This is a genomic window from Puia sp. (assembly GCF_036500295.1).
In the GTDB taxonomy this organism is placed as follows: Bacteria; Bacteroidota; Bacteroidia; order Chitinophagales; family Chitinophagaceae; genus Puia.
On sequence record NZ_DASYCH010000079.1, the window covers coordinates 42,562 to 67,566 of the forward strand.

The 25,005-nt window shown below is 55.6% G+C and carries 18 protein-coding genes; 6 read left to right on the top strand and 12 right to left on the bottom strand.

The annotated features are described in order from the left end of the window. Nucleotides 1-154 precede the first annotated feature (154 nt). The 3 genes from VGM48_RS15345 to VGM48_RS15355 all read right to left on the bottom strand — a co-directional run bounded on the left by VGM48_RS15345 (nucleotide 155) and on the right by VGM48_RS15355 (nucleotide 3,412). Nucleotides 155-1,141, bottom strand: a complete 987-nt coding sequence (locus VGM48_RS15345; protein ID WP_331580614.1) for an EamA family transporter — start codon at nucleotides 1,139-1,141, stop codon at nucleotides 155-157. Between the two features lie 3 nt (nucleotides 1,142-1,144). Next, nucleotides 1,145-2,920 (bottom strand): tetratricopeptide repeat protein, encoded by a 1,776-nt coding sequence (locus tag VGM48_RS15350; protein WP_331580616.1) that lies wholly within the window; start codon nucleotides 2,918-2,920, stop codon nucleotides 1,145-1,147. 276 nt (nucleotides 2,921-3,196) lie between these two features. Then, on the bottom strand, nucleotides 3,197-3,412 hold the full coding sequence (locus tag VGM48_RS15355; protein ID WP_331580618.1) for a helix-turn-helix transcriptional regulator: 216 nt from the start codon (nucleotides 3,410-3,412) through the stop codon (nucleotides 3,197-3,199). Nucleotides 3,413-4,102: 690 nt separating this feature from the next. On the opposite strand from VGM48_RS15355, the gene VGM48_RS15360 reads away from it, so the two are divergent. The 5 genes from VGM48_RS15360 (at nucleotide 4,103) to VGM48_RS15380 (ending at nucleotide 10,514) form a co-directional block, all read left to right on the top strand. After that, nucleotides 4,103-5,782: a ribulokinase gene (locus tag VGM48_RS15360; RefSeq protein ID WP_331580620.1), complete on the top strand. Its 1,680-nt coding sequence runs from the start codon at nucleotides 4,103-4,105 to the stop codon at nucleotides 5,780-5,782. Beyond that, complete coding sequence (locus tag VGM48_RS15365) at nucleotides 5,775-6,473, top strand: L-ribulose-5-phosphate 4-epimerase (protein WP_331580623.1); 699 nt, start codon at nucleotides 5,775-5,777, stop codon at nucleotides 6,471-6,473. The genes VGM48_RS15360 and VGM48_RS15365 overlap by 8 nt, the downstream gene beginning before the upstream one ends. A gap of 12 nt (nucleotides 6,474-6,485) precedes the next feature. Then, a complete protein-coding gene (araA, locus tag VGM48_RS15370; RefSeq protein ID WP_331580625.1) occupies nucleotides 6,486-7,982 on the top strand; it encodes an L-arabinose isomerase in 1,497 nt (498 codons plus the stop codon). Nucleotides 7,983-8,045: 63 nt separating this feature from the next. Next, nucleotides 8,046-9,773 carry a sodium:solute symporter family transporter gene (locus VGM48_RS15375; protein ID WP_331580626.1) on the top strand — a complete coding sequence of 576 codons (1,728 nt, stop codon included), beginning with the start codon at nucleotides 8,046-8,048 and terminating at the stop codon, nucleotides 9,771-9,773. A 33-nt stretch (nucleotides 9,774-9,806) separates the two neighbouring features. Further along, nucleotides 9,807-10,514, top strand: a complete 708-nt coding sequence (locus tag VGM48_RS15380) for an NUDIX hydrolase (RefSeq protein ID WP_331580627.1) — start codon at nucleotides 9,807-9,809, stop codon at nucleotides 10,512-10,514. Between the two features lie 604 nt (nucleotides 10,515-11,118). On the opposite strand, the gene VGM48_RS15385 is transcribed toward VGM48_RS15380, so the two are convergent. The 9 genes from VGM48_RS15385 to VGM48_RS15425 form a co-directional block, all read right to left on the bottom strand. Beyond that, complete coding sequence (locus tag VGM48_RS15385) at nucleotides 11,119-12,483, bottom strand: aldehyde dehydrogenase family protein (RefSeq protein WP_331580628.1); 1,365 nt, start codon at nucleotides 12,481-12,483, stop codon at nucleotides 11,119-11,121. Next, the gene (locus VGM48_RS15390) at nucleotides 12,483-13,154 is read right to left on the bottom strand and encodes a zeta toxin family protein (protein ID WP_331580631.1); all 672 of its coding nucleotides are present in this window, start codon (nucleotides 13,152-13,154) and stop codon (nucleotides 12,483-12,485) included. Before VGM48_RS15390 ends, VGM48_RS15385 begins: the two co-directional genes overlap by 1 nt. Beyond that, the gene (locus VGM48_RS15395) at nucleotides 13,141-13,362 is read right to left on the bottom strand and encodes a hypothetical protein (RefSeq protein WP_331580633.1); all 222 of its coding nucleotides are present in this window, start codon (nucleotides 13,360-13,362) and stop codon (nucleotides 13,141-13,143) included. The genes VGM48_RS15390 and VGM48_RS15395 overlap by 14 nt, the downstream gene beginning before the upstream one ends. A 28-nt stretch (nucleotides 13,363-13,390) precedes the next feature. Continuing rightward, nucleotides 13,391-14,164: a gamma-glutamyl-gamma-aminobutyrate hydrolase family protein gene (locus VGM48_RS15400; protein WP_331580635.1), complete on the bottom strand. Its 774-nt coding sequence runs from the start codon at nucleotides 14,162-14,164 to the stop codon at nucleotides 13,391-13,393. Further along, a complete protein-coding gene (locus VGM48_RS15405; protein ID WP_331580637.1) occupies nucleotides 14,161-15,375 on the bottom strand; it encodes an iron-containing alcohol dehydrogenase in 1,215 nt (404 codons plus the stop codon). The genes VGM48_RS15400 and VGM48_RS15405 overlap by 4 nt, the downstream gene beginning before the upstream one ends. 44 nt (nucleotides 15,376-15,419) lie before the next feature. After that, the gene (locus tag VGM48_RS15410; RefSeq protein ID WP_331580639.1) at nucleotides 15,420-16,928 is read right to left on the bottom strand and encodes a glutamine synthetase; all 1,509 of its coding nucleotides are present in this window, start codon (nucleotides 16,926-16,928) and stop codon (nucleotides 15,420-15,422) included. A gap of 24 nt (nucleotides 16,929-16,952) precedes the next feature. Beyond that, nucleotides 16,953-18,284: an ethanolamine permease gene (gene eat, locus VGM48_RS15415; protein WP_331580641.1), complete on the bottom strand. Its 1,332-nt coding sequence runs from the start codon at nucleotides 18,282-18,284 to the stop codon at nucleotides 16,953-16,955. Nucleotides 18,285-18,353: 69 nt separating this feature from the next. Then, nucleotides 18,354-19,715 carry a SusD/RagB family nutrient-binding outer membrane lipoprotein gene (locus VGM48_RS15420; protein ID WP_331580643.1) on the bottom strand — a complete coding sequence of 454 codons (1,362 nt, stop codon included), beginning with the start codon at nucleotides 19,713-19,715 and terminating at the stop codon, nucleotides 18,354-18,356. A gap of 23 nt (nucleotides 19,716-19,738) precedes the next feature. Next, complete coding sequence (locus VGM48_RS15425) at nucleotides 19,739-23,050, bottom strand: SusC/RagA family TonB-linked outer membrane protein (protein WP_331580645.1); 3,312 nt, start codon at nucleotides 23,048-23,050, stop codon at nucleotides 19,739-19,741. An 841-nt stretch (nucleotides 23,051-23,891) separates the two neighbouring features. On the opposite strand from VGM48_RS15425, the gene VGM48_RS15430 reads away from it, so the two are divergent. Beyond that, nucleotides 23,892-24,926, top strand: coding sequence for a sensor histidine kinase (locus tag VGM48_RS15430; RefSeq protein ID WP_331580647.1), 1,035 nt, complete (start codon nucleotides 23,892-23,894; stop codon nucleotides 24,924-24,926). The last annotated feature ends 79 nt before the right edge of the window (nucleotides 24,927-25,005 follow it).

Below are 25,005 nucleotides of genomic sequence, written 5' to 3' on the forward strand. Positions count from 1 at the left end.
TCCGCACATCTGCCCCTGCCCGCCACTCTCTACGATCCTGCTCGTCTCCCCTGCCCGCCATTCTCTACCGATCCTGCTCGTCTCCCCTGCCCGCCACTCTCTACCGATCCTGCTCGTTTCCCCCGCCCCCCACGCTCCGCTCGTTCGGCTCCTCCTATTCGGTTCCCGCCTCCGCCGGCTCCGGCATCCCCACCCGCTCCTTCACCCGCTTACGATATTTTGCCAGATTGATCAGCAAAACGCTCGTCAGGATCACCGCCAGCCCCAGCAACTGCATCGCCGTCATGCTCTCTCCGGCAAAAAATACCCCCAGCAATACCGCCACCACGGGGTTGACATAGGCATGGGTACTCACCTGCGTCGCCGGCCGCACCTGCAACAGCCAGACAAATGCACTATACCCGGCCAGCGACCCCATCGTCACGAGGTAGGCGATCGCCATCCAGGACGATAACGGCACTTCCCGGAAATGAAAATCCGCCCATTCGCCGCTGACCAAACTCGCGGGAAGAAAAACAAGCCCCGCCAGCAACATCTGCCAACCCGCATTCACCGCATTGGACACCGGCGCACTGCGATATTTCGAATAAAGCGAACCCGCCGCCCAGGAGATCGACCCCACGATAAGGATCACCAATGCCAATGTCGCCTGCCCGTTAGCCCCCTCGACCCCAGCTCCGGTCCCACCCCGCAACCGTTCCGCAAAAAGCAGCAACACCCCGACAAACCCGATCGCCAGCCCCACCAGCGTGCTCCGGCTGCGAAAGTTCACGGCCCACTGTCCCCGGTCCAGCAAAACAAACCACAACGGCCCCGACGCCAGCAGCACCGCCGCGAGACTGCTCGGGATATACTGCTCCGCCCAGATAAGGATGCCGTTGCCGCCGCAAAGCAGCAAAAAACCCGATACAAAGGCCGGACCGAGAACCGCTTTCGTGAAAACAGGTTTCCGCCGGATCAGACACCAGCTCAGCATCAGGATGCCCGCCACCAGGTATCGCAGCATCCCCACCAGCATCGGCGGGATATGCAATACGGAGAGCCGGATAAAGAAATAAGTACTGCCCCAAACGATATAGACGGTGGCAAAAGCGACCACCACCAGCATCGCCGAAGCAGGTCGGTTCGTAGGTTGTGACATGGGTTATTCTTTGTGTACCGCAACTTCTTTTTGTACGGCAACTTCTTTGTGTACCGCGACGGCGGCCGTCGGTCTCCGCCGGTGGCTGAGATAGTGGATCACCCGGTGCTCCAGCCAATGATGCAGTGGCACCAGGCCCGCCGCCAGCACGATCTTGATGCAAAGCACCTTCCAGGGTTCCTCCTGCGTCCATGCCTGGATCGTGTGGTCCAGCAGCAATATGATGAATTCGAAAAGGAAAATAAAAGAAAGAAATACCACCGTTCGGATGACCGAGACCGGTACCGTCAGCCGGCCAAGCAGAACGATCGTGATAAAAAGCAGGACCAGCCCGACCGTAAATCCCATATACTGGATATTATGCCGGTGCTCCGTATTCAACTCCTCTGCCCGCGCCTCCCGCTCCTTCCGCCGGTTCTCCGTGTCCACCTCCAGTTTCATGAGCTCTGTCTCCTGCGTCTGCGCCCGAAGACTGTCCCTCTCGCCCTGAGCCAGCCGGTTGAACGCCAGCGCCGACGGGTAATCCCCAACCCGCTCGTAAAACGCCTGAAGGGAATCCGCCGTACTCTCCTCCGATTCCAGATCCCCTTCGGCCGCCTTCTGTTCAAACGCCTTTCGGTATAGAGCGATCGCCGCACGATAATCCCGTTTCTGACTGTAAAAATCGCCAAAGCTCTGGTAAAACTCATATCTCATCTCATAGCTCCCCCGCGCCAGCACATTCGGCTGGGATGCCCGAAAATAATATTCCGCACTGTCGAGTTTGCCAGCCTCGGAAAAAGCCATGGCCTTCACTACTCCCAGGAAAAAACCAAATCCGAGATGATCGAGATATTCCAGCATCTCCCGCTGCCCCTGCATATATTTAAACCCCTTCACATACTCTTTGCTTTGGTAATACATCGAGAAGATGCGGAAGTAAGAATTGATCTTGAACAGATCGTAATGCAAGGTGTCGGCAAGCAGGAGACTGTGCTGGTACATAGTTAATGCAACATCCTGCTGATGGTTGTTGCCGAAAAGATCCCCGAGACGATACAGATCCATCAGCATGTTCGCCGCATCCCAGGAAGCCCGGTCCCGCCGGTAGATCTTCATGGTATAATCGATGGCCTTCCCGAATTCGTGCATATCTGCATAAAAATGCGAAAACCCCATGTCGGCCGAACGCAAAAGATCAGGGTCCTTATTCGCCTCGGCAAGTGTCAGCGCCTCTGAGAAATTCTGAAAGGATAAGGGCATCTGTTTCATCTGGCGGTAAACTTCACCCATCGTCACGAAGGCCATCACCTTCATCGTATCGTTGTCCGAATTGCTCGCCAGGGCCAGCGCCTGGTTGCTATAAGCAAGCGCCTTTTGATTATCCCCCTTTACCTGCAACACATTCGACAGCCAGTAATAAGCTTCCACCTGCAGCCGCGAAAGCCCGTTCTCTTTGGCAACCTGCCCGGCATGCTCAAACGCGCGCTGCGCCTTGTCCAGATTGCCTTCCAACCCCTGGACGTTCATATACCGGGCCCCGCTTTGGATATAGGTAAAGGCGATCAGCCGCCGGTCGCGGTTCAGTTCCGCGGTCGTAATGGCCTGAGTGGCATAGTTCTCCGCCTGTGTCGAGTCGGTGGAGACCATCGCCAGCAAGAGCAGGAACTGGATCTTCTCCTTGGGTGTCTTCGCTCCTGCAAGCCGGCGTTGAAGACTATCTGTAAATCGGCTATCCGGCTGCCGCGCAAAAACTCCCAGCCCGGCCACTAAGAAGAGAATAAGGAATAGGAATCGCATGCCCCAAAGATACCATCCACTTGAAGAGTTCGGGCTGCTTTTCATCACATTGATAAAAAGTGCAATAAGTTTCAATACTGTGGAACTTTTCCCCCTTTTTCGACCCCGCTCCTTCCTCGCGCCTCTGTCCCGCTCACCCTAAGGCACACCACTCACGCGATGTCGTCAATAAAGGCACGTCGATTCCCCGCGCATCCGGACACGACAACTCGCTGCCATTGGCTGATGCCAGGCAAGCCGGTCGATTGCCACCAGCCATAGTACCCCAGGGTCCACTTAGAGGACCCGCGTCGGGATCAGGAGCTCCCGGATATCCACATCCAGAGCGAGGGCAATCTCCCGCAATAGTTTTAAGGTGGGCTGAAATTCGTTGTTGCAGATCCTGGTCACACTGTTGGGCGCGACGCCGACTCTGATCGCCAATTCTTTATGCGATATATCTTTTTCTGCTAAGACGGCTTTGATCCTGTTGATTTTAAGCTTGTTTTCCATTTCTCCAGCGGTTTGAGGGGTAAGACAATTTAGGTTATTTCTCGTATAACCAATACGCAAAAGTGAAGATAAACTTCTAGGAATCAATGCCTTTCAAATTCTCATCCCCCTTTAACGTATTTATTAATACGTTAAAAGTATCATAAAATAATTTTTACGTATCTTACAACAGATGTAAGAATTTTACTAAGGCCCCCAATTTTAATTTGCGTGATCGTATCCGGAAGATCAGACCCCTCGCCCTCACCCCGGATTTTGTGGTCCAACTTCCTCATCTCTGCAAAAAACCGGCCCGCCTCCCCGCCACACTCTTTTCCACCCCAAACGCCACCTCTCCAGCACCCATCCAGTCGTCCCACCAAACCCCCGCCCACGCCGAAACTTCCCACCGCCGCTCATCACCCCCTCCCGCACTCCCACGTTCAGCAACACTCCCGGTACCCCGCCGCTCCAAGGTCCATCTCCACCCAATCCCACTCCTGGCACCCACCAGTCATCCCCCCAAAACCCCCGCCCCGCCGCAATCCCCTACCCGCCCGCTCGTCCCCCCAAACCTGCCGCCCGTCAACCACCCCCGAAATCCCCTCCGCCCCTCCCTGTTCCGACAGGGAAATATTTTTTATAAAACAAAAAAATAAATGTTATTTTGACAAGTCTTGTTAAAAGAAAAGCGCCTCCCCAACCAGCCATATGCCACGAGATAACTTTGTCATAGGAGTAGACTACGGTACGGACTCCGTTCGTTCCCTCATCGTAAACGCAGCCGACGGCAGCGAGATCGCATCTTCCGTCTTCTATTACCCCCGCTGGAAGGACGGGTTGTATTGCAACCCCACCGAGAACGTCTTCCGGCAACATCCCCGGGACTATATCGAAGGCCTGGAAAATACCATCAAAGACTGTCTCCGCCAGGCAGGTCCCGCCGTAGCCGCCGGGATCAGGTCCATCTCCGTAGACACCACCGGCTCGACACCCGTGGCCGTCGATGAGACCGGCACCCCCCTCGGCCTGCTCCCGGCATTCGAACAAAACCCAAACGCGCTCTTCGTACTCTGGAAAGATCATAGCGCCGTAAAAGAAGCCGCCGCCATCAATACCCACGCCGCCAGCTTCGACGTCAACTATCTGCAGTTCGTCGGCGGCATCTACTCCTCCGAATGGTTCTGGGCAAAACTGCTCCGGATACTTCGCGTGGACGAATCCGTTAGAAAGGCCTGCTATTCATGGGTCGAACACTGCGACTGGATTCCCTTCCTCCTCACCGGCGGGCGCAAAGCCGCGGAATTGAAACGCGGCGTATGCGCAGCCGGCCATAAAGCACTTTGGGCAACGGAATTCAACGGCTATCCGCCCGATGAGTTCTTCACCTCGCTCGATCCGCTGCTCGGCGGTTTCGTCAACCGACTCCCAAAACAAACCTATACAAGCGATAAACCCGCCGGCCGCCTCTGCCCCGAATGGGCGCAACGTCTCGGCCTGGCCGAGGATGTCGTGGTGGGCGTTGGCGCATTCGACGCTCACATGGGCGCCGTCGGCGGCCAGATCGAACCCTACCACCTCAGCAAGGTCATGGGCACCTCCACCTGCGATATGCTCGTCGCCCCATCGAAAGAGGTCGAAGGGCTTCTCGTAAAAGGCATCTGCGGTCAGGTACCCGGCTCCGTCATCCCCGGCATGATGGGAATGGAAGCCGGCCAGTCCGCCTTCGGCGACGCCTACGCCTGGTTTCGCAATCTGCTCGCCTGGCCTCTTCAACAGTTCGGCGGCAATGGCGCCCCCGCAAACGGACACATCACACCGGAAGCCGCAGCCCTCATCGATAAGATCATCCCCGAACTTAGCCGTCAGGCTGCCGCCCTCTCGCCTGAACCCGGTGCCGAACTCTCCCTCGACTGGTTCAACGGCCGCCGCACACCCGACGCCAACCAATTGTTGAAAGGCGCCATCACCGGCCTCGACCTGGCCAGCGACGCCCCACGAATATTCCGATCCATCGTCGAAGCCACCTGCTTCGGCGCCCGCACCATTGTCGATCGCTTTATACGCGAAGGAGTCCCCGTAAAAGGACTCATCGGCCTCGGCGGCGTAGCAAAGAAATCTCCCTTCATCATGCAGATGATGGCCGACGTCATGAACCGCCCGCTCCGCATCCACTCCTCCGAACAAACCTGCGCCCTCGGCGCCGCGATGTTCGCCGCCACCGCCGCGGGCCTCTATCCGAAAGTGGAAGACGCAATGGCCGCCATGGGCCAGGGATTCGACGCAACCTATACCCCCGACCCGGCCCGCGCCGCCATCTATGAGCGACGCCTCCGCAACTACGGCGAGCTGGGCCAATACATTGAACACACGACAAAAGATTATGAGTAAATACACCGATATCCAGGAAGCCGCCTTTGAGGCGAATCGACAACTTCCAAAGCTGGGCCTCGTCCTTTTCACCTTCGGCAACGTCTCGGCCGCCGACCGCAGCCAGGGCGTCTTCGCCATAAAACCAAGCGGCGTCCCATATAGCACACTCTCCCCCGAAAAAATGGTCATCGTCGACTTCGATGGCAAGACCGTCAAAGGAAAGCTCCGCCCCTCCTCCGACACCCTCACCCACGCCGTATTATACAAACACTGGGAAAAGATCGGCGGCATCGCCCACACCCATTCCACCTACGCCACCTCCTGGGCCCAGGCCCAGCGCGACATCCCCATCTTCGGCACCACGCACGCCGACCATAACACGGTCGACATCCCCTGCGCCCCGCCGATGAACGATGAAATGATCCTCGGCGACTACGAATATCAAACCGGTTTCCAGATCCTCAACGCCTTTCGCGACCGCGGTCTCAGCTATGAAGAGGTCGAAATGGTCCTCATCGGCAACCACGCCCCCTTCACCTGGGGCGCCACCGCCGAAAAAGCCGTCTACAACAGCGCGGTACTCGAATCGGTAGCCCAGATGGCCCTCCTCACCGAACAGATTCGCAAGGACACCCCCCGGCTAAAAGATTCCCTCGTAAAAAAACATTACGAAAGAAAGCATGGCCCACACTCCTATTACGGACAATAATTAATATCACACATGGACTTAAAGAAATTCGAGGTCTGGTTCGTCACCGGCAGCCAACACCTCTACGGAGAAGAGACATTAAAACAGGTAGCCGCTCATTCGCAAACCATCGCAAAAGCGCTCAACGATTCACCCCAGATCCCGGTAAAGGTCGTCTTCCGCCCAACAGTCAAGACACCCGAAGAGATCTACAAGACCCTCCTCGAAGCCAATACCACAAAAGAGTGCATCGGCATCATCGCCTGGATGCATACCTTCTCCCCCGCCAAAATGTGGATCGGCGGTTTACGCATCCTCCAAAAACCCCTGGTCCATCTCCATACCCAGTTCAACCGCGACATCCCTTGGGGCCAGATAGACATGGACTTCATGAACCTGAACCAAAGCGCCCACGGCGACCGCGAATTCGGATTCATCATGTCCCGCATGCGCCTCAACCGGAAAGTGGTCACCGGCCACTGGCAGGATCCCGATACCCTCGACCGCCTCGGAGCCTGGGCCCGCGCCGCCGCCGGCTGGAATGACTGGCAGGGCGCCAAATTCGTCCGCTTCGGCGATAACATGCGCCAGGTCGCCGTCACCGAAGGCGATAAGGTGGAAGCCGAAATGCAATTCGGCTATTCCGTCAACACCCACGGCGTAGGCGACCTCGTAGCCGTCATCAACAGCATCACCGACAGCGCCGTCGCCAGCCTCGTAAAAGAATATGAAGAGAAATATAAGGTAGCCGACTCCCTCCGCAAAGGCAAGGGCCAACACGACTCCCTGCGCGACGCCGCAAGGATCGAACTCGGCCTCAAGACCTTCCTCGAACAGGGCGGCTTCAAAGGATTCACCGATACATTCGAAGACCTTCACGGAATGGTCCAGTTACCCGGCATCGCCGCACAACGCTTAATGGCCGCCGGGTTCGGCTTCGCCGGTGAGGGCGACTGGAAAACAGCCGCCCTCGTCCGCGCCATGAAAGTAATGGGCGCGGGACTACCCGGCGGCAACTCCTTCATGGAAGACTATACCTATCACTTCGAACCCGGCAACAACATGGTCCTCGGCGCCCATATGCTCGAGATCTGCGAATCCATCGCCTCCGGCCAACCCTCCTGTGAGATCCACCCCCTCGGCATCGGCGGAAAAGCCGACCCCGTAAGGCTGGTCTTCAACTCCGCCGCCGGCCCCGCGATCAACGCGTCCGTCATCGACATGGGTAACCGCTTTCGCCTGCTGGTAAACGAAGTGGAAGCCGTGGCGCCCACCCACGAGCTCCCAAAACTTCCCGTCGCCCGCGTCCTTTGGAAACCTTACCCGGATATGCGCACAGGCTGCACAGCATGGATCCTGGCCGGCGGCGCCCACCACACCGGCTACAGCCAGAATCTCACCGCCGAACACCTGCGCGACTTCGCCGATATGGCCGGCATCGAGTTCGCCCTCATCGGCAAAAACACCGAGCTCTATTCCTTTCGCAACGAGCTCCGCTGGAACGAAGCCTACTATCAATTAAACAAATAACCGGAAGGGGCCCACGCCCCCTCTTTAATCATCTCCCCGCCGCCAATACAAAACCGATTGCTCATGAACAAAAGCCTGGTCACCTCCGATTATGTCGTCTTCGTAGTCTATTTCATCATAGTTGCTTCCTACGGCATCTGGATCTATCGCCGGAAAAAGAAAACCGTCACAGATACGAAAGACTTCTTCCTGGCCGAAGGTACCCTCACCTGGTGGGCCATCGGTGCCTCGCTCATCGCATCGAATATCTCCGCCGAACAGTTCATCGGTATGAGCGGCGACGGGTTCTTCGCCGGTATCGCCGTGGCCGCCTACGAGTGGATCGCCGCCGTAGCCCTCATCATCATCGCAGTATGGTTCATCCCGGTCTATCTCAAGAACAAGATCTACACCATGCCGCAATTTCTGAAGATGCGCTACAACGAGACCGTAGCCCTCATCATGGCGATCTTCTGGCTGTTGCTCTATGTCTTCGTCAACCTTACCTCCATCCTCTACCTCGGCGCCGCCGCCATCAGCGGACTCGTCTCCATGGGCGGGGTCCAGGTCTATGAGCATAACCTGCACATTATAATGATCGGCCTCGCCCTCTTCGCCCTTCTCATCACCCTTGGCGGAATGAAGGTCATCGGTTTCACCGACGTGATCCAGGTGGGCGTGCTCATCATCGGCGGCCTGGCCACCTCCTATCTCGCCCTGTCGGTCGTAGCCCAGAATTTTGGCCTCGGCAACAGCGCCCTCGCCGGCTTCAACGCCATGCTGAAAGACGCGCCGGAACACTTCCGCATGATCTTCAATAAACCAAGTCCCGTGTCCAGCCAGCTGGATATCGACAAGTACCTCGTCCTCCCCGGCATCGCGATGTATGCCGCCGGCCAGTGGATCGTGAATCTCAACTACTGGGGCTGTAACCAGTATATCACCCAACGCGCCCTCGGCGCCAATCTCCAGACGGCCCGCACCGGCATCCTCTTCGCCGGCTTCCTCAAACTGCTCATGCCCGTCATCGTCATGCTCCCGGGTATCGCCGCCTTCGTCCTCTATAAACATGGCAATCTCCACCTCGAAGGGGGCAGCAAGGACAACGCCTACTCCGCCGTCCTCGGCTTCCTCCCCGCCGGCCTCAAAGGTCTCTCGATCGCCGCCCTCACCGCCGCCATCGTCTCCTCCCTCGCCGGCAAACTCAATAGCATCTCAACCATCTTTACCCTCGATATCTACAAGAAATATTTCAACAAGACCGCCGGTGAGCAAAAGCTCGTCTGGGCAGGCCGCGTTACCGTCGTATTTGCCCTGATCGTCGGCATCATCTTTACCTGGAAAGACCTCCTCGGCATCAGCGGCAGCGGTGGCTTTACCTTCATCCAGAAGTACACCGGCTTCATCAGCCCCGGCGTTCTCGCCATGTTCCTCCTCGGCATGTTCTGGAAACGGACGACAGCAGCAGCAGCCGTCGCCGGCCTCGTCACCGGCTTCGTCCTCTGCGTCTTCTTTAATATCTACGCCCCCGACACCCTGGGTCACCATACCTGGCTCTATACCGCCTACCCAACCCAAGTGGTCGTCAACGGCGCTCTCGCAACCGTCTGGCAGATCCCCTTTCTCATCTGCATGGGCCTCGCCTTCCTCTTCACCGTTATAGTCATGGTAGGAGTCAGCCTGGGCGGCCCCCGCATCAATCCGAAAGCCTTCCATCTCGACCGGGAAATGTTCAAAGTGACCCCATCCACCGTCGCCCTCATCGTGGTCACCCTGGCGATCCTGATGGCCATATATGTGAAATTCTGGTAGAATCCTTATATTCACGCTAAAAGCAATCAAAGAATGAATCGTTACTCCGGTGAAACCCGTATGCTGGTGGCCATAGACTGTATCATTTTCGGATTCGACGGGACAGACATCAAACTACTACTTATCCAACGCGGCCTCAAACCGGAAAAAGGTAAATGGAGCCTCATGGGCGGCTTCCTCCAAACCGATGAAAGCATCGAACAGGCCGCCAACCGCGTCCTCAAAAAACTCACCGGCCTCGAAGGCGTTTACATGGAACAGTTAAAAGCCTTCGGCGAACCCAACCGCGACCCCGTCGAACGGACGCTCAGCATCGCCTACTTCGCGCTCATCGATATCCACCAATACGAAAAACAACTGAGCAATGAATACCACGCCGAGTGGATCCATATAAAAAAACTGCCCGAACTCATCTTCGATCACAAACGCATGGTCGAAGCGGCAAAAAAACAGCTGCGCTACAAAGCCGCACTCCATCCCATCCTCTTCGAACTCCTGCCCGCAAAATTTACCATCCCCCAACTCCAGATCCTCTACGAAGGCATCTACGATACGGCCTTCGACAACCGCAACTTCAGCCGCAAAGTGCTCTCCACCGAACTCCTCATAAAACAAAAAGAAAAAGACAAGGCCAACTCCAAAAAAGGCGCCTTCTACTACAAATTGGACAAACGGAAATACAAAGCCAACTTCCAGGCCTTCCTCAACTTCATCCCCAACCCCGATAAACTCCTGGTGTAACCCAATCTCCATGCTCCGCCAATCTCCACCGCACGTCGCACCCCGCCGTCATGCTCCGCCTACCCGCCAATGCAATCTCACCACTCACCCCGGACTCTTCGAAACCCGCCGACGGCTCTGCAAAATTTTCGCGAGGGTTTACTAAAATTTTGCATGCTGCCCGCATCGCCTAATCACCGTTATAAAGCTGTTAAAAAATTTACGCAAACGTTATCGGAATGCGTAGGCCATACGCAAACCTGTAATTTTATAACTAAATCCCGGAATTAGTGTGTCAGGTTATTTGCAGATTTCAATTTGAATGGTAAATTTGACAGTTAACTGACTCGACCTCAAATATTATCTTAATACACCTTTTTAGTTTTGAATGGTCACAAAGTCGTGACGCGAGGGCAATTTCTATTGCCCTCTTATTTTTTTAGCCAGCCCCATCAAAAAAAGTTGCAAAAAAATAAAAACCCTCGCCGGCAGGCGAAGGTTAGTCTATACTGTCCCCATCACTATGTTGAGTTACGTTATTCCATTATAATGTTATAAAACATCCCCCTCTTCTCATACTCCTAAATATACACGCACTGTGCAAACCCATGTAATATGCTATTTATCAATGCCTTATGTGATATGCCTTCGGCTGGACAAAGGCCCTGATCCCCTGATAACTAAGCGTCATCCCAAGCCCCGAATGCTTTCTTCCGCTCCAGGGCAAGCTTGCACTCACCCGGTCACAGCAGTTCCAGTAGACCGTCCCCGTATTCAGCTGCACCATAACCCGCTCCGCCCGCTCATAGCTCTTTGAATAGACAGCCGCCGTCAACCCATACTCCGTATCCCCCATCAGCGCAACCGCCTCCGCATCATCTTTCACCCGTTGGATCCCTACTACCGGTCCAAAAGACTCTTCCGTCATCAGTTTCATCCGGTGATCGACATTCACCAACACCGCCGGCTCGATAAAATATCCCTTCCGGTCCACGGGTCTACCGCCAGCAAGAAGTGTTGCGCCTTTTTCTACCGCATCACTGATCTGCCCCAGCAGAAACTCCAGCTGTCCCGGTCGCGTCAGCGCACCCACATCGGTTCCCCCATTCATCGGATCGCCCACCACCATCTTCCTGGCCTGCTCCGTATACGCCCGCACAAAAGCATCATAGATGCTCTCCTGTACATAGATCCGCTCCACGGCACAACAGCTCTGGCCATTGTTATATACGACACCTTCCAGCGCCGCCGCCGCCACTTTATCGATATCTTCGATATCATCCATTACATATAACGGGTCCTTCCCCCCAAGCTCCAGCTGACAGGGCACCAGCTTCGACGCCACTTTCTCCGCGATAAGCCGGCCCGTCCGGTAGCTTCCCGTAAAGAAATACCCATTCAACGGCAACTGAAGTAACCATTCCCCCGCCGCACCCTTGCCCGTCACCACCGTGAATACATCTTCGGGTACCCCACTCCGGTGTAACAGCCGTTGGATGTGAAGGCCCGTCAGCGTAGCATACTCCGACGGTTTATAGAGGACGCCGTTACCTCCCAGCAGCGCAGGGATAAATACATTCACCCCCACCAGGTAAGGATAATTCCAGGCCGAAATATTGGCGACGACGCCAAGCGGCTCGTACACGATCTTCTCCCGTGTAGCCCCTTCCGTTACCACCCATTCCTCCGCCAGCCAGCGCGCCGTGTTGTCCAGAAAATACCGGATCCGGCCCCGCGCCCCATTTAGTTCATTGTAGGACTGTTGCACCGGCTTACCCGTTTCGCTCGTCAGCGTCTCCGCCAATACTTTCTTTTCCGTCTCCAACGCCTCATAGAACCGCGCCATGCACGCCAGCCGCTCCTCCACCGTCCGCCCCGCCCACGCCCGCTGTCCCGCCTTCACCGACCGGTACTTTTCCTCCACCGTCGCCTGCGTATCTTCCGTTACTTCCCCGATAACCGCTTCCGTAGCGGGATTTATGATCTGCATTATTTTGATATTTTCTTGGAATAATACTTTCTAAACCAATTCGGAATTTCTTTTTTATTCATCTTATCCCACACTTTTTTGTCGCCATTCTTTTTAAAATGGGCGAACATCAGAAGCTCAACATCTTCTACAGAATTGTCAAAAAAGAAAACTTGATAGGAGAGCTGGCACGCATCATAAAGCAGGTCCAAAGATCGATAATATCTGCTTTCAATTTTGTCGACTGGGACATCATGTCCACCCTTCTCTTTTCGCGCAGCAACACGAGACTTATTAATTACAGGTGATTCTGTGGAAACAAAATATAGATATACTTTATACCCCTCTAAGGCCGCTTGCCTCATTATATCTAACTTGGATGGATGAGAAAAGACCGTTTCAAATGAAAATCGCCGCCTTTCTTTTAATAGTCTCTTTCTTAAAAAATCGGCAATTATTTGCGCCAGCCTTTCATCTGCGGACTTTTCTCTGAGCTTCAACATGTTTTTGCGTAGTGAATAACTTTGCTCAAGAGTCGCTTTGTCAAATTGATCCCCTACCAGGCCGGAACCCAGCGCAATGTCCTTAAATTGCTTGTTGGTAACAGTACTCTTCCCCGACCCGTTGGGTCCTGCGAAAACACGAAGCCTTAATTGGTGTTGATCCCTTGTCTTGGTCTTAGTCGAGGACAAGTCTTGTATTTTCAGGAGACTCGAGGCGTTCTAATTTTTCAATTTTCCCGTCACGATACTTTTTTACAACCCAACCATCCTTTACAATTACGACAAAACCCATAATTTCCATGGTTTCCTTTGCCGCCTTCCGTATTCCTGAGCGAGCAGCACTTACCAATATCCGCTTGGTCAGATAGGGCTGTTTATTTGACCTTTTCTTTGCCATATACTAAAGTTACAAAAAATACCGATACCTATATTCCCGTCCTCACCTCCCCCACAAATCGATCCCTCACCGCCTTCCACAACCCCGCATCCCCTACCCCATTCACAAACATCCGCTCCGGATGCCACTGCACCGCCAGCAAAAACGGCTTCCCCGCCGGCTCCGCCCACTCGAGCCCCTCGACCGTCCCATCCTCCGCCCGGCAATTCACCCGCAGATCGGCCCCCAATCGGTCCACCGCCTGGTGATGCGCACTATTCACTACCCCGCGAAATGTATCCCCGATCGACCCTGCTCTCACCGCTTCACCCGCCGCACCCGTTCCACCCACGGTCGTCGCCATCGCCCCCACCACCGTACTCAACAAACTCCCGGGCTCCACAACCACCCCATGCACCTTATCCACGCCCGTTACATTCTCATGAACTCCATCACCCACCTCCCCCAGGTCCTGTACCAGGCTTCCCTGCCGCGCTACATTGATCAACTGCAACCCGCGGCAAACGCCAAGCACCGGCAACCCACCTTGCCACGCCCGCTCCAGCACCGACAACTCGAACCCATCCCGCACCGGCTGCCATCCATTCGCCGGCGCCTTCATATATTGTTCCGCTCCGCCATAGAATGTGGGCGCAATATCGATCCCCCCCGACAACACCAGGGCATCAAGCCCGGCCATCACATCCCCGGTCATACCCGCCTCCAGCCGCACCACCTCGATATCGGCATCTCCCGCCTTCAGCCATCGAACATAGTTGTCATGCTTGGTATCCGTACCTGTATAGGTCAATCCAATCCTCATAACGCCTCCTTATATAACTGATAAAAATCTTCTCTGCTCACCGGCTTGGGATTATTCGGATGCGCAAAATCCGCGATCGCCAGATCCGCCAACGGCGCCAGATGCTCCTCCCGAACTCCCACATCCCGCAACTTCACCGGCAACCCCAACTCCCTGTTCAAGTCGAACAGCCGTTCCACCACCGCCTCACCCGCAGCCCGGTCAGCCGCCACAATCTCACCCGCTGCAATGTTCACCGCCCCAATCTCCCCCCCCGCATTGTCCCGCAACTCCATCGCCTGCGCGATCACCCTGAACTTCTCCTCGCACCCCCCAATATTAAATCGCATCCCATAAGGAAGATTCACCGCATTAGCCAGCCCATGATGCGTATCCAGCAACGACGACATCGGATGCGCAAGCGAATGCACAACACCCAGCCCCTTCTGAAAAGCGATCGCCCCCATTAGCGAACCGATCATCATCTGACTCCGCGAAGCAAGATCGGGCTGATGCGTAGCCGTCACGATCGACCGATGGATCAGCCGGATCCCCTCCAGCGCGATACCCTCGCACAGCGGGTGCCACATCTTGGCAATATAGGCCTCGAGATTATGCGTCAACGCATCCATCCCCGTCGCCGCCGTCACAAAGGGCGGTAACTCCATCGTCAGCATCGGATCGGCATAGACCATCTTCGCCAATAGCTTCGGCGAGAAAAGGATCCGCTTCCGATGCGTGTCATCCTCCGAGATGATCGCACTCCGTCCCACCTCACTCCCGGTTCCACTCGTCGTCGGAACGGTGATGAAGTAGGGCACTTCCTCCGTCACATAAACATCGCCGCCGATCAGGTCATCATAATCAAACAGGTCACGATGATGATGGATACGCAACGCGACGGCCCTCGCCACATCCATCGCCGCCCCGCCGCCGATCCCGATAATGCTGTCCCGGCCCGTGCCGGTAAATGCGGCGCCCCCCTTCTCCACATCCGACTTCACCGGGTTCTTATGGATATCCGAAAAAACTTCGACCGAAAGCCCGCGATCCTCCAGCTTCTTGCGCAGCTCACGGAAAAAATCCAGCTGCGCCACCACCGGGTCCGTCACCAGCAACGGCCGGTGAAACCCCGCACTCCGCAAATGATCCGGCAACTCCGCAATGACTCCCGCGCCAAACCGGATCGTCGTCGGAAAATTGTACTGTCTTATTGTATTAAAGTCGATCATAACTTTTCGCCGCGGTTGATCAGCCAAAATAGCCCGCGGTCTATTTAGATTATTTCAAAATATCTTTTCAATTCCCAATCCGTCACCGCCTGCCCAAACTGCCTCCACTCCCACTCCCTCGTTCGGATAAAATGATCCGTAAAATCCTGGCCAAAAAGCTCCGCCGCGATCGGCGACGCCTTCATCGCCTGCGTCGCCTCCCACAGATTCCGCGGCAACACCCCATGACTCTTATCGTCATATCCATTCCCCTTCGTCGCCGGCGTATTCAGCTTCAACCCCTCGCGAACTCCATACAACCCCGCCGCCAGACACGCCGCCATCGCCAGATACGGATTCGTATCCGAACCCACTACCCGCGTCTCCAGCCGCGTCGATTTCTCCCCACCCGGCAAAGCCCGCAAAGCCACCGTCCGGTTGTCGATCCCCCAGGTCAGGGTCGTCGGCGCCCAGGCGCCCTCCACCAGCCGCTTATAGCTGTTCACCGTCGGCGCCACCATCGGCAGGATATGCGGCAGACAGTGCAGCTGCCCCGCAATATAACTCTCCATCAGCGGACTCATCCCCGTAGTCGGCCCCATCGCAGTCGTCTCCCCCGCAGTCGCCCCCGCCGAACTCCCTGCAGTCGCCCCCGGCTCCCCCGCAGAACTCCCCGTCTCCGCCGGCGGCTCATAAAATAAATTCCGTTGCCCATCCACACTCCACAGACTCTGATGAACATGCCCGCTGCATCCCGGCAACTCCGCATTCACCTTCGCCATAAAGGTCGGCAGGATCCCATGCCGGTGCGCAATCTCCTTCACCGCCGTCTTGAACAACACCGCCCGGTCCGCCGCCTCCAGCACGTCGGCATATAGAATAGCAGCCTCGTAAACACCCGGCCCCGTCTCGGTATGTAACCCCTCCAACGGCACGCCAAATGCCTTCAGGCTGTCAAAAAGATCATGAAAAAATGCGCTACCCTGCGAAGCCCGCAAAATGCTATATCCAAACATCCCATGCGTCATCGGCTTCAGGTCGCCAAAAGACCATCCCCCCGACGCCGTCGGCGCCGCCCCAGCCGTCTCCGGAGCGATAAAATTAAACCACTCGAACTCTTGCGAGAAATACGCCGAATACCCCGCAGCCGCCGCCTGCCCGATCACCCGCTTCAACAGGCTCCGCGGACAAACCGCCAACGCCCCCGCAACGTCTCCCGAAATGCCAGTGCCGCCATCGGTCCTGGCAGCCGAAAAATCAGCCAAAAAAAACGGTATCCCCCCTTCCCACGGCACCCTCCGCATCGTCGCCACATCCACCATCGCCAGCGCATCGGGATAACCCGTATGCCAGCCCGTAAACCGCCCATTGTCATACGCCCGGTCCTCGGCATCCCAGCCAAATACCACATCACAAAACCCAAATCCCGTCCTGGACACTGCCCCGAACTTCTCAAGACTCATCACCTTACCCCGTAAGATCCCATCGACATCCGCGATGGCCAGTTTTACCTTTTCAACCTGCTCCTCACCCAGCCGGGTAAGCAGCTCAGAAAGCGATTGATTGTCGCGCATCACTCATACGTTTTAATTTCTTGATCAAGCCGGCTCAGGTTTCTGATCGGCCCGCCCGCGGGCCGTCAACCAAAACCAAATATAACTCACCAGCAGAAGGGAGAAATAAATGATAGATAATTTAATATTGAGACTCACCATCGCCACCAGACATACCACGCCGATCACCAGCGCCACGATCGGGAACACCGGATACATCGGTACCCGGAACGGCCTCACAAGCCCCGGCTCCTTCCTCCGCAACACCAGCACCGTCACCATCGCCAGCACATAGAGCGTCAGCGCGCCAAACACCGAGATCGTAATGATGTCCGCCGTCCGCCCCGACAACAGCGCCGCGATCCCGATCACCATATTGATCAGTAGAGCATTCGCCGGCGTCCCCCGCCTGGCAAGCACCCGCCCCACCGCCGGCGGCAAATAACGCACCCGCCCAAACTCCAGCGTAGCCCTGCCCGCCGCCAGCACGAGCCCGTGAAAGGAAGCCACAAGCCCCATCAGCCCGATCGTGATCAGCAAATGATAGACCCACCCGCTCGTCCCCGTGATCTTCGACAACGCCAGCGGCAACGGCGAGTCCGAGGTCTCCATCGCTCCCGGTGTCGGATAAACGATCGCCTCCCATCCCGCCACCCCTACCGAAGCAACAAACACCAGCACACATAAAACGATCAGCGTCGCCAGTGCCGACCCAAACCCGATCAACACATCCCGCTGTGGCCGCTTCGCCTCTTCCGCCACATTGGCGACTCCCTCCAATCCCAGGAAGAACCACACGGCAAAGGGCACCGCCGCCCAGACCCCCGTCCAGCCATGCGGCAACGCATTCCGGGTAAGGTTCGAAACCGAAAGATGCGGCAGCGTCACGCCCGAAAAGATCAGCAGCTCCACCACCGCAAACACCGTCACGATAAGCTCAAAACCCGCGGCAGCTCTCACCCCATAGATGTTCAGGGCCGTAAAGATAAAATAGGCCGCCACCGCAATAACCGTCACGGGTATCCCCGGCAGAAAAATATGAAAGTAAGCCCCGATCGCCGCCGCAATGGCCGGCGGGGCAAAAAGGAATTCGATCAGCTGCGCCACCCCTGCAATAAACCCCCAATCCCGCCCAAGCCCCCGCGTGGCATAGTCAAAGACACCACCCGCCCGCGGGATCGCACAGGCCAGCTCGGTATAAGAAAAAGTGAACGTAATATAAAGCACGATAACCCCGGCCGTGGCAATGGCCAGTCCCAGGGTCCCTCCCTCCGCCAACCCAAGATTCCAGCCGAAATACATCCCGGAAATGACATACCCCACGCCAAGCCCCCATAACAAAAGCGGCCCAAGGCTCTTTGAAAGTCCTTTTTCCATTCCCTGAATATAAGAAAAAAAGGCCCCAAAGAGGCCTTTTCCTGTATACACTATATACTCGACTTCACCTTATTTATCCCAAAAGAGCGTCGGCGAATACAACGTCACCGACGGCACATTGTCCGCATTGAAATTGAGTTCGCTCTGCGGATACAACAGCCGCCGCGGGATCTGATTCCCCGTAGTGCTCACCAGCGTCGGTGACCCCGTCCGCCGCCAAAGCGTCCACACCTCCGGATTCAGGAACAACGCAACATATTCCTCCGAAGCGATCTTCGCGATCGCCGCATCCGTCCCCACAGGCAACGTCCCATGCGCGGTGAGATATACGGCGGCATCCCCGGGGTCGACCCCGAGTTTCTTCATGTTGGCAGTGATCGCCGCCTGATACGAGCTCTGCGCAGTCACCAGCGAACCCCCACTCCGCAACGTCGCCTCCGCGATAGCGAACAGCATCTCGTCATACGTGATCAACTCCGTCGGGGAATTGATCATATTGTAGTAATTCATCGCCGTTCCGGCAGCATCCGTACTGTCCAGGTCCAGCGCCCCATAACGCGGGTCATTACTCGCTGTCATACTCGCGGCAAGCGAACTCTGCGGCCAGTCCTCATCGCCCGGCCGGTCCCGGTAGAATTGGTACCAGGGATTGGCCGAGGTCTCGGTCGTACCCCAGACGTACTGGGCATTATCCGCACTGGAGGTAAAGGACTGGGCAAATTCCTGCAGCGCAGTGGCTGCCATCTGCGGACTGCCCTTGCTCTGATGCAAGGCCAGCCGGCCCTTGATCGCATGTCCGAACTTGATCCACTTGGCCTCATCACCCTTGTAGATCACATCCTGCGTGGTCGGAACCAGCACACCCGCATCGGGCGACTGTAGCATTGCCGTACCGACATTGATCAGCGAAGCGATCGTATCATACAACCCCAGAGCCTTGTCATAGGTCGGGTGCAGGATGGCCTTTTCCGCATTGCCATGCAATGCCTGCGAATAGGGAAGGTCACCCCACAGATCGACCGCCACCTGAAGTTGATAGGCCATAATGATCCGCGCGATGCCGCCATACCGGTTATAGCCGCCCTTGTCGGCGATCTGGATCAGGGTATAGTCATTCTGCATGGTCGACGTGTAAAGGTCGGGCCAGAGGTTGTCGAAGACGCCCGGATTCAGACCATACAGGTAATACGTCTGAGACTGGCTGTTGGCGCCGAACATTTGCTGAGTGAGCAGGGCCGTGAACCTCGACTCGTCCCCACCCTGTGTATAGGCAAGGGCCGCTTCCACCGTGGGCAATAAAAGGTCGGGCGTCACCGCGGCAAGCGCATTCGGATTGACGTTATAGTCGGTCCAAAAAGTTTTTTTACAGGAAGTAGTGATCAGGATACCGCTGATCATCACCATCAAACCTGCTTTATATCGTAATTTCATTTTATGCATTTTAAATGTAAAGACTAGAGGCCGAGATTCAGACGAAGGCCGTAACTTTTCGTATTGGGGTTATTGAAATAATCAAGCCCTTGCACGTTGCTGGGTCCGCCAAGACTCGTCTCAGGATCCACACCATCATATTTCGTCCATACATGCAGGTTATTGGCAAAGACCGTCAGCGAAAGGGTCTTGATCGGTCCTTTGTTCAGCATCTTCCGCGGCAGATCGTAGCTCAGGCTGAGCTGCCGGATCCGCGTGAACCCGCCGTTCTCGATATCCGTCTCCTGGCCGCCGCCAAAGCTGTTGCCGGTATTCTGCCAGTAGAATTGGTTAAAGGTCGACTGGATGGTATTCGCGGCGCCCGGCCCCGGCTTCTCCACCCCACCTTCATTGTGTACCACATTCCCGTTGTCATCCAGGTGACCCAACAAACCCTTGAAGACCGTGGCCTCACCGCGGTTAGACGTCTCGAGCGCAGTTCCCTTGTTGGCCAACGCTCCACGGGTACCATTCCACATGGCGCCGCCATGCCGCACGTCGATCTGGACGCCCAGCATAACGCCCTTATAAGACAGGTTGCTGATCACACTGCCGGTCCAGTCAGGTGCCGGATTCCCCAGGATCACATTGGGACCCACCGCGCCGGACAACGGCTGCGCATAGCTCGCAGAACCCGTCCGGTCGTCGATAAGCAGGGGACTCTTCAGGTCCGTAGGAACGGAATGCGGATTCGTATTGCCATAGATAACCCCGAAAGGCGCACCCTGGACCGCATAGATCCCGGCCTCGCCACCCGATCCAAAACCACCCATAAAGAAGGTCTGGATGCCCGGATAGAGCTTGACGATCTTGCTCACGTTACGGCTCCAGTTCACGATCACATTCCACTTCAACCCATAGGCCGTCTGCACCGGCGTACCGTCCAACGTCAGTTCAAGACCCTTGTTGGTGATGGTAGGCCCGTTTACCAGTGTACCGGCAAACCCGGTAGTAAACGGTATAGACACCGGCATGATCCCATCCTTCGTTTTACTGTAGTACACCGTCGCATTGAACGTCAGCCGGTTCCGGAGAAAGCCAAGATCAACCCCGCCCTCATACGAAAACGTGTTCTCCGGTTTCAGATCCGGGTTGCCCAGCGTTGCAATAGCCGAGCTGATCTGGTAGCCGGCGCTTCCGTTAGCCGGGAACTGGATCCCCCCGGTGAACCCATCGTTAAAAAGCGCAGTGGTATAGGGCGTGTTAAGCGAATACGGCGCGGCATCCTTACCTACCTGCGCGAAGGAGGCCCTCAGCTTCCCGAAGGATAACAAGTTACTTTCCTTCATCGACGGCAGCTCGGTGAATACCCAACCCAGGCTCGCGGAAGGATAGAAGAAGGTATTGTGCGCCGCCGGTAGTGTGGAAGAGGTCTCGTCCCTCGCCGTAACGGACAGGAACAGCATCTTCTTATAATTCAATTCCAGGTCGGCGTAGAATGCCATCGTCCGCTTATGGATATCCGTTTCCGCCGCCAGGTACGACTGCGCATTCGAGATATCGTAGAAGCCACTCACATTGAAGCCGTTCCCGGTCGTAAGCTGATTGTTGTTGGCCGACGTGAAATAGTTATGGCCTATCAGCAGCGAGGTCTGCCAGTCATCGCCAAAGTTCTTATGCAGATTCACGATGAAGTCCGAGTTGAATTGCGTGACGTGATAGTTGTTCAGATAGATCGCCCCCGCCGTCGCATTGCTGGAATTGATGTCGTACGCCGTCTTGTCGTTCTGCGCATAGACATCACCGCCTACCCGGTAGGTCAGCGAGATCCAGGGCGCAACGATAAAATCGGCCTGCCCCAGACCAAAGACCCGGTCCAGATCGGAATGCGTGGGCGCATTGTTCACCACCCAAAACGGATTGTCATATCCTCCGTTACCGCGGAAAGCCCGCTGGGTGCCATCCGGAAATTCATACGCCTCCCGGTGATTGGCGGCCTTCGACCCAAACCCGTCGGAGTTATCAAAGGTCACCGGCGTCCGGACAAGCCCCAGCATCACCCCGGAAATATTGGAGCCCTGCTGCACCTTGTAGTTGGTCGAGTGAATATAGTTGATGCTCGCCGTTGTCGACAGCCGGTTGCTGATCTTCGATGACCCGCTCAGGCTGAGCGTCGTTTTCTCGTACTTAGCCTTGGGGATGATCCCCGTCTGCGAAACATTGCCCAGCGACAACCGGTAACCCGAACTCTCATTCCCACCCGACAGCGATATATTATTGTTATAGGTCAACCCCGTCTTGAAAAAATTGTAGCGGTCATAAGGCGTCACCGGCATCTTGGCATTGGGACTCGACTTGCCGACGATGTTGCCGTGCTTGTCATAAGGATAGTCCGTCGCCCCATCCCACGCCAGGGTGTCTATCTTGGCCCCCCAGGAGGTCGATGCCCCGCTTTCCGGCGGAGCATACTGTCCGTTTGACCCCTGAGACCACTGGTCCTGCAACTTCGGCAACAAGCCTACCTTGTCCAGGGTCACCGAGGAATTGAAACTGACCGACGTCCTGCGGCCCGGACCACCCTTCTTCGTCGTGATCACGATCGCCCCGCTGGCGGCCTGAAGCCCGTACAAAGCCGTGGCCGCCGGTCCCTTCAACACGTTGATCGACTCGATGTCGTTGGGATTTAGGTCATTGCCGCGGTTGGTCGGCTGCTGGCCGCCGATCAGGTTGCCATTCGCGCCGTTGGAATTGTTCCCCGCGCCCGCCGTCGCATCGAAATTGTTGATGGAGTTGTCGATAGGCATCCCATCGACTACAAGCAGCGGCTGGTTGTTACCCGTGATGGAAGTCGCACCCCGCAACCGCAGATAGGTGCCTCCGCCCGGATCACCCGTACTCTGGATAACCGTCAAGCCGGAAGCCTTCCCCTCCAGCTCGCCCAGCGGGTTCCCCGTCCCGGACTTGTTCAACTCATTCCCATCGATGGTTTGCTGCGCCGTCGTCAGCGATCTCTTCTCCTTCCGGATACCAAGCGCCGTCACGACCACCTCGTTCAGATTGCGCGTTTCCCGCATCAACGTCACCGATAAAGCACCACCCGCTCCGATCGGGATATCCTGTGAGACAAATCCCACCGCACTGACGACAAGGGTATTCCGGCCCGAAGGCACATTGATCCGGAAACTGCCGTCCGGCCCCGCGCTGGTCCCCCCACGCGCTCCCTTAACATTGATGGATGCCCCCGCCAACGGATTGCCGGTCGAATCGGTCACCTTCCCGGTCACTTCCCGGTTCTGCGCCTCTACCAGCACCGATACCAGCAGGGTTGCTACGAGACATAGAATAAGCTTTCTCATTTACTGTTGGTTTTGTTTTGGTTAAAATGTAGATTAATTCTGCCCGGTTAAAGAGCCATTTTGTCCCTTTCCCGGACAAAAAAGACACAAAAAATAAGATACCTGACGCACGCACCCTGGACATTGTTACCCAAACCGGAAATCAGATTACCCAAACCCGTTATATGTCGACTAAACTGTAACCTACCAAATTGGTAGGGTAGCAAAAAAGTTGCGATCGGGCGAATTGCCGCAAAACAATTGAAACAAATTCCTGATCCGTTGAAACTTCACCGGATCATTGAAAAAAACGGGGAAACCATTGAAAAACTCCCTGGCAGGAGGCTGAAAAATTTGATGACGCGGCGGCTGGGATCGGCGCTGGGCCGAGGTTGTAGGCGATCATTGACCTTGGGGTCCGGGCAAAAAAAAGCAGGTGGTAGAAACCACCTGCGGGTCACATGAGAAAACTTCTAAGGACAACTTTGTGTTCTGATCCGGGGAAGTTGCCCATTAGTATAATTCCTTTACCCCGGAATTGAGTTAATTAAGTCACACACGGAAAGATAACTACATTTTATTTCCGCGATTGGGTAAACTGACTCAAACGGGAATTTTCAGGTTCCAATGGTAGTAATTAAGGTATGAACGTGGGAACCTTCATCACCACTCAACCCGCCGCCGCTCCGCTCGTACTCACGTTGTATTCCTTTTGCAATAAATTAACTTTTCTAATACAGCACAAATAGATTACTTGCCGTTATTCCAATCTACTACACCAACTAACGGAGTAATCCGTCTCTCATCATTCTCATTACAGAAAAAACTATTCATCCGGCGCAAACCCGGATCCAAACCTGCTATGAATAAACAGATCGCTTTGAACGACCGGCTCGTAAAGACCATAGGCATCCCTGCCCTGGGCCTGTTCATCCCTAACTTGTCCGGTCTCATCACAAATCGACTCTACACACCCTCCGAACTCGCCGCCTGCTACCTCTTCTTCATCGTCGTCGCTTTCCTCGTCTGGGAAGGCAACGTTCGCCTCATGTACTACATAAGAGAAAAATTCCCGTGGTCGAAAATAGCTTACTCAAAGATCATCATCGCCCTCTTCTTCGCCAACATCGTCTACTCCGGCGCCGTCTCCCTGCTCCTGCTGCGCCTCTGGCAATTTTGCGCAAAAGAACCGCAGGGTGAGAACCAGCACCTCATCAACAGCGTGCTCATCATCATCATCGCCGCCTGCTTCATCACCAATATTTACGAGATACTCTTCCTCAACCTTGAAAAAGAATACAACGAAACCCGGGTCGAACAGCTGAACGTTGCCAAGGCCCAGGCCGAACTCGAAGCCCTCAAAAACCAGATAGACCCACACTTCATCTTCAACTCCCTCAATACCCTGTCCTTCCTCATCACCCGCGACCCAAAAAGCGCCCGGCTCTATAACGACACCCTCGCCCGGGTCTACCGGTATATCCTCAGCAACAAGGAAAGAGATCTCGTCCTCCTCCGGGAAGAAGTCGAATTCATCAGCAACTATTTCTACCTGCTGAAAATCCGGTTCGCCGACGCAATCAGCATGTCCATCGAAATAACCGACCTGTCCGCCGAAAACTACCTGATCCCCCCAATCTCCCTCCAGGCCCTCGTGGAAAATGCAATAAAACATAATGAGTTCAGCGAGAAAAAACCGCTCGCCATCGACGTCTCTATATCCTCCGACCACGTCATCGTCCGAAACGTCATGAACCGCCGGAGCAACCCCCAGCCAACATCGAAGATTGGCCTGAGCAACCTCGACAACCGATACAAGCTGATCACAAAACGCAATATCCAGGTGGAAAATAATTTCGAGTCCTTCGTGGTAAAATTGCCGATCGTCCGCTTCTAAGACCGGCTATATCTTTAGTCCGTTTGATATGCAACATTGACCAGAAGGATTACGTCTTACCCTCGGATCGCGGGATAAA

What these genes read in the sequence shown, in the direction of transcription:
- araA (WP_331580625.1), top strand. Translation starts at nt 6,486, where the DNA reads ATGGACTTAAAGAAATTCGAGGTCTGGTTCGTCACCGGCAGCCAACAC.
- VGM48_RS15385 (WP_331580628.1), bottom strand. Translation starts at nt 12,483, where the DNA reads ATGCAGATCATAAATCCCGCTACGGAAGCGGTTATCGGGGAAGTAACG.
- VGM48_RS15405 (WP_331580637.1), bottom strand. Translation starts at nt 15,375, where the DNA reads ATGATCGACTTTAATACAATAAGACAGTACAATTTTCCGACGACGATC.
- VGM48_RS15425 (WP_331580645.1), bottom strand. Translation starts at nt 23,050, where the DNA reads ATGAGAAAGCTTATTCTATGTCTCGTAGCAACCCTGCTGGTATCGGTG.
- eat (WP_331580641.1), bottom strand. Translation starts at nt 18,284, where the DNA reads ATGGAAAAAGGACTTTCAAAGAGCCTTGGGCCGCTTTTGTTATGGGGG.
- VGM48_RS15430 (WP_331580647.1), top strand. Translation starts at nt 23,892, where the DNA reads ATGAATAAACAGATCGCTTTGAACGACCGGCTCGTAAAGACCATAGGC.
- VGM48_RS15375 (WP_331580626.1), top strand. Translation starts at nt 8,046, where the DNA reads ATGAACAAAAGCCTGGTCACCTCCGATTATGTCGTCTTCGTAGTCTAT.
- VGM48_RS15380 (WP_331580627.1), top strand. Translation starts at nt 9,807, where the DNA reads ATGAATCGTTACTCCGGTGAAACCCGTATGCTGGTGGCCATAGACTGT.
- VGM48_RS15420 (WP_331580643.1), bottom strand. Translation starts at nt 19,715, where the DNA reads ATGAAATTACGATATAAAGCAGGTTTGATGGTGATGATCAGCGGTATC.
- VGM48_RS15410 (WP_331580639.1), bottom strand. Translation starts at nt 16,928, where the DNA reads ATGCGCGACAATCAATCGCTTTCTGAGCTGCTTACCCGGCTGGGTGAG.
- VGM48_RS15360 (WP_331580620.1), top strand. Translation starts at nt 4,103, where the DNA reads ATGCCACGAGATAACTTTGTCATAGGAGTAGACTACGGTACGGACTCC.
- VGM48_RS15350 (WP_331580616.1), bottom strand. Translation starts at nt 2,920, where the DNA reads ATGCGATTCCTATTCCTTATTCTCTTCTTAGTGGCCGGGCTGGGAGTT.
- VGM48_RS15355 (WP_331580618.1), bottom strand. Translation starts at nt 3,412, where the DNA reads ATGGAAAACAAGCTTAAAATCAACAGGATCAAAGCCGTCTTAGCAGAA.
- VGM48_RS15365 (WP_331580623.1), top strand. Translation starts at nt 5,775, where the DNA reads ATGAGTAAATACACCGATATCCAGGAAGCCGCCTTTGAGGCGAATCGA.
- VGM48_RS15395 (WP_331580633.1), bottom strand. Translation starts at nt 13,362, where the DNA reads ATGGCAAAGAAAAGGTCAAATAAACAGCCCTATCTGACCAAGCGGATA.
- VGM48_RS15400 (WP_331580635.1), bottom strand. Translation starts at nt 14,164, where the DNA reads ATGAGGATTGGATTGACCTATACAGGTACGGATACCAAGCATGACAAC.
- VGM48_RS15345 (WP_331580614.1), bottom strand. Translation starts at nt 1,141, where the DNA reads ATGTCACAACCTACGAACCGACCTGCTTCGGCGATGCTGGTGGTGGTC.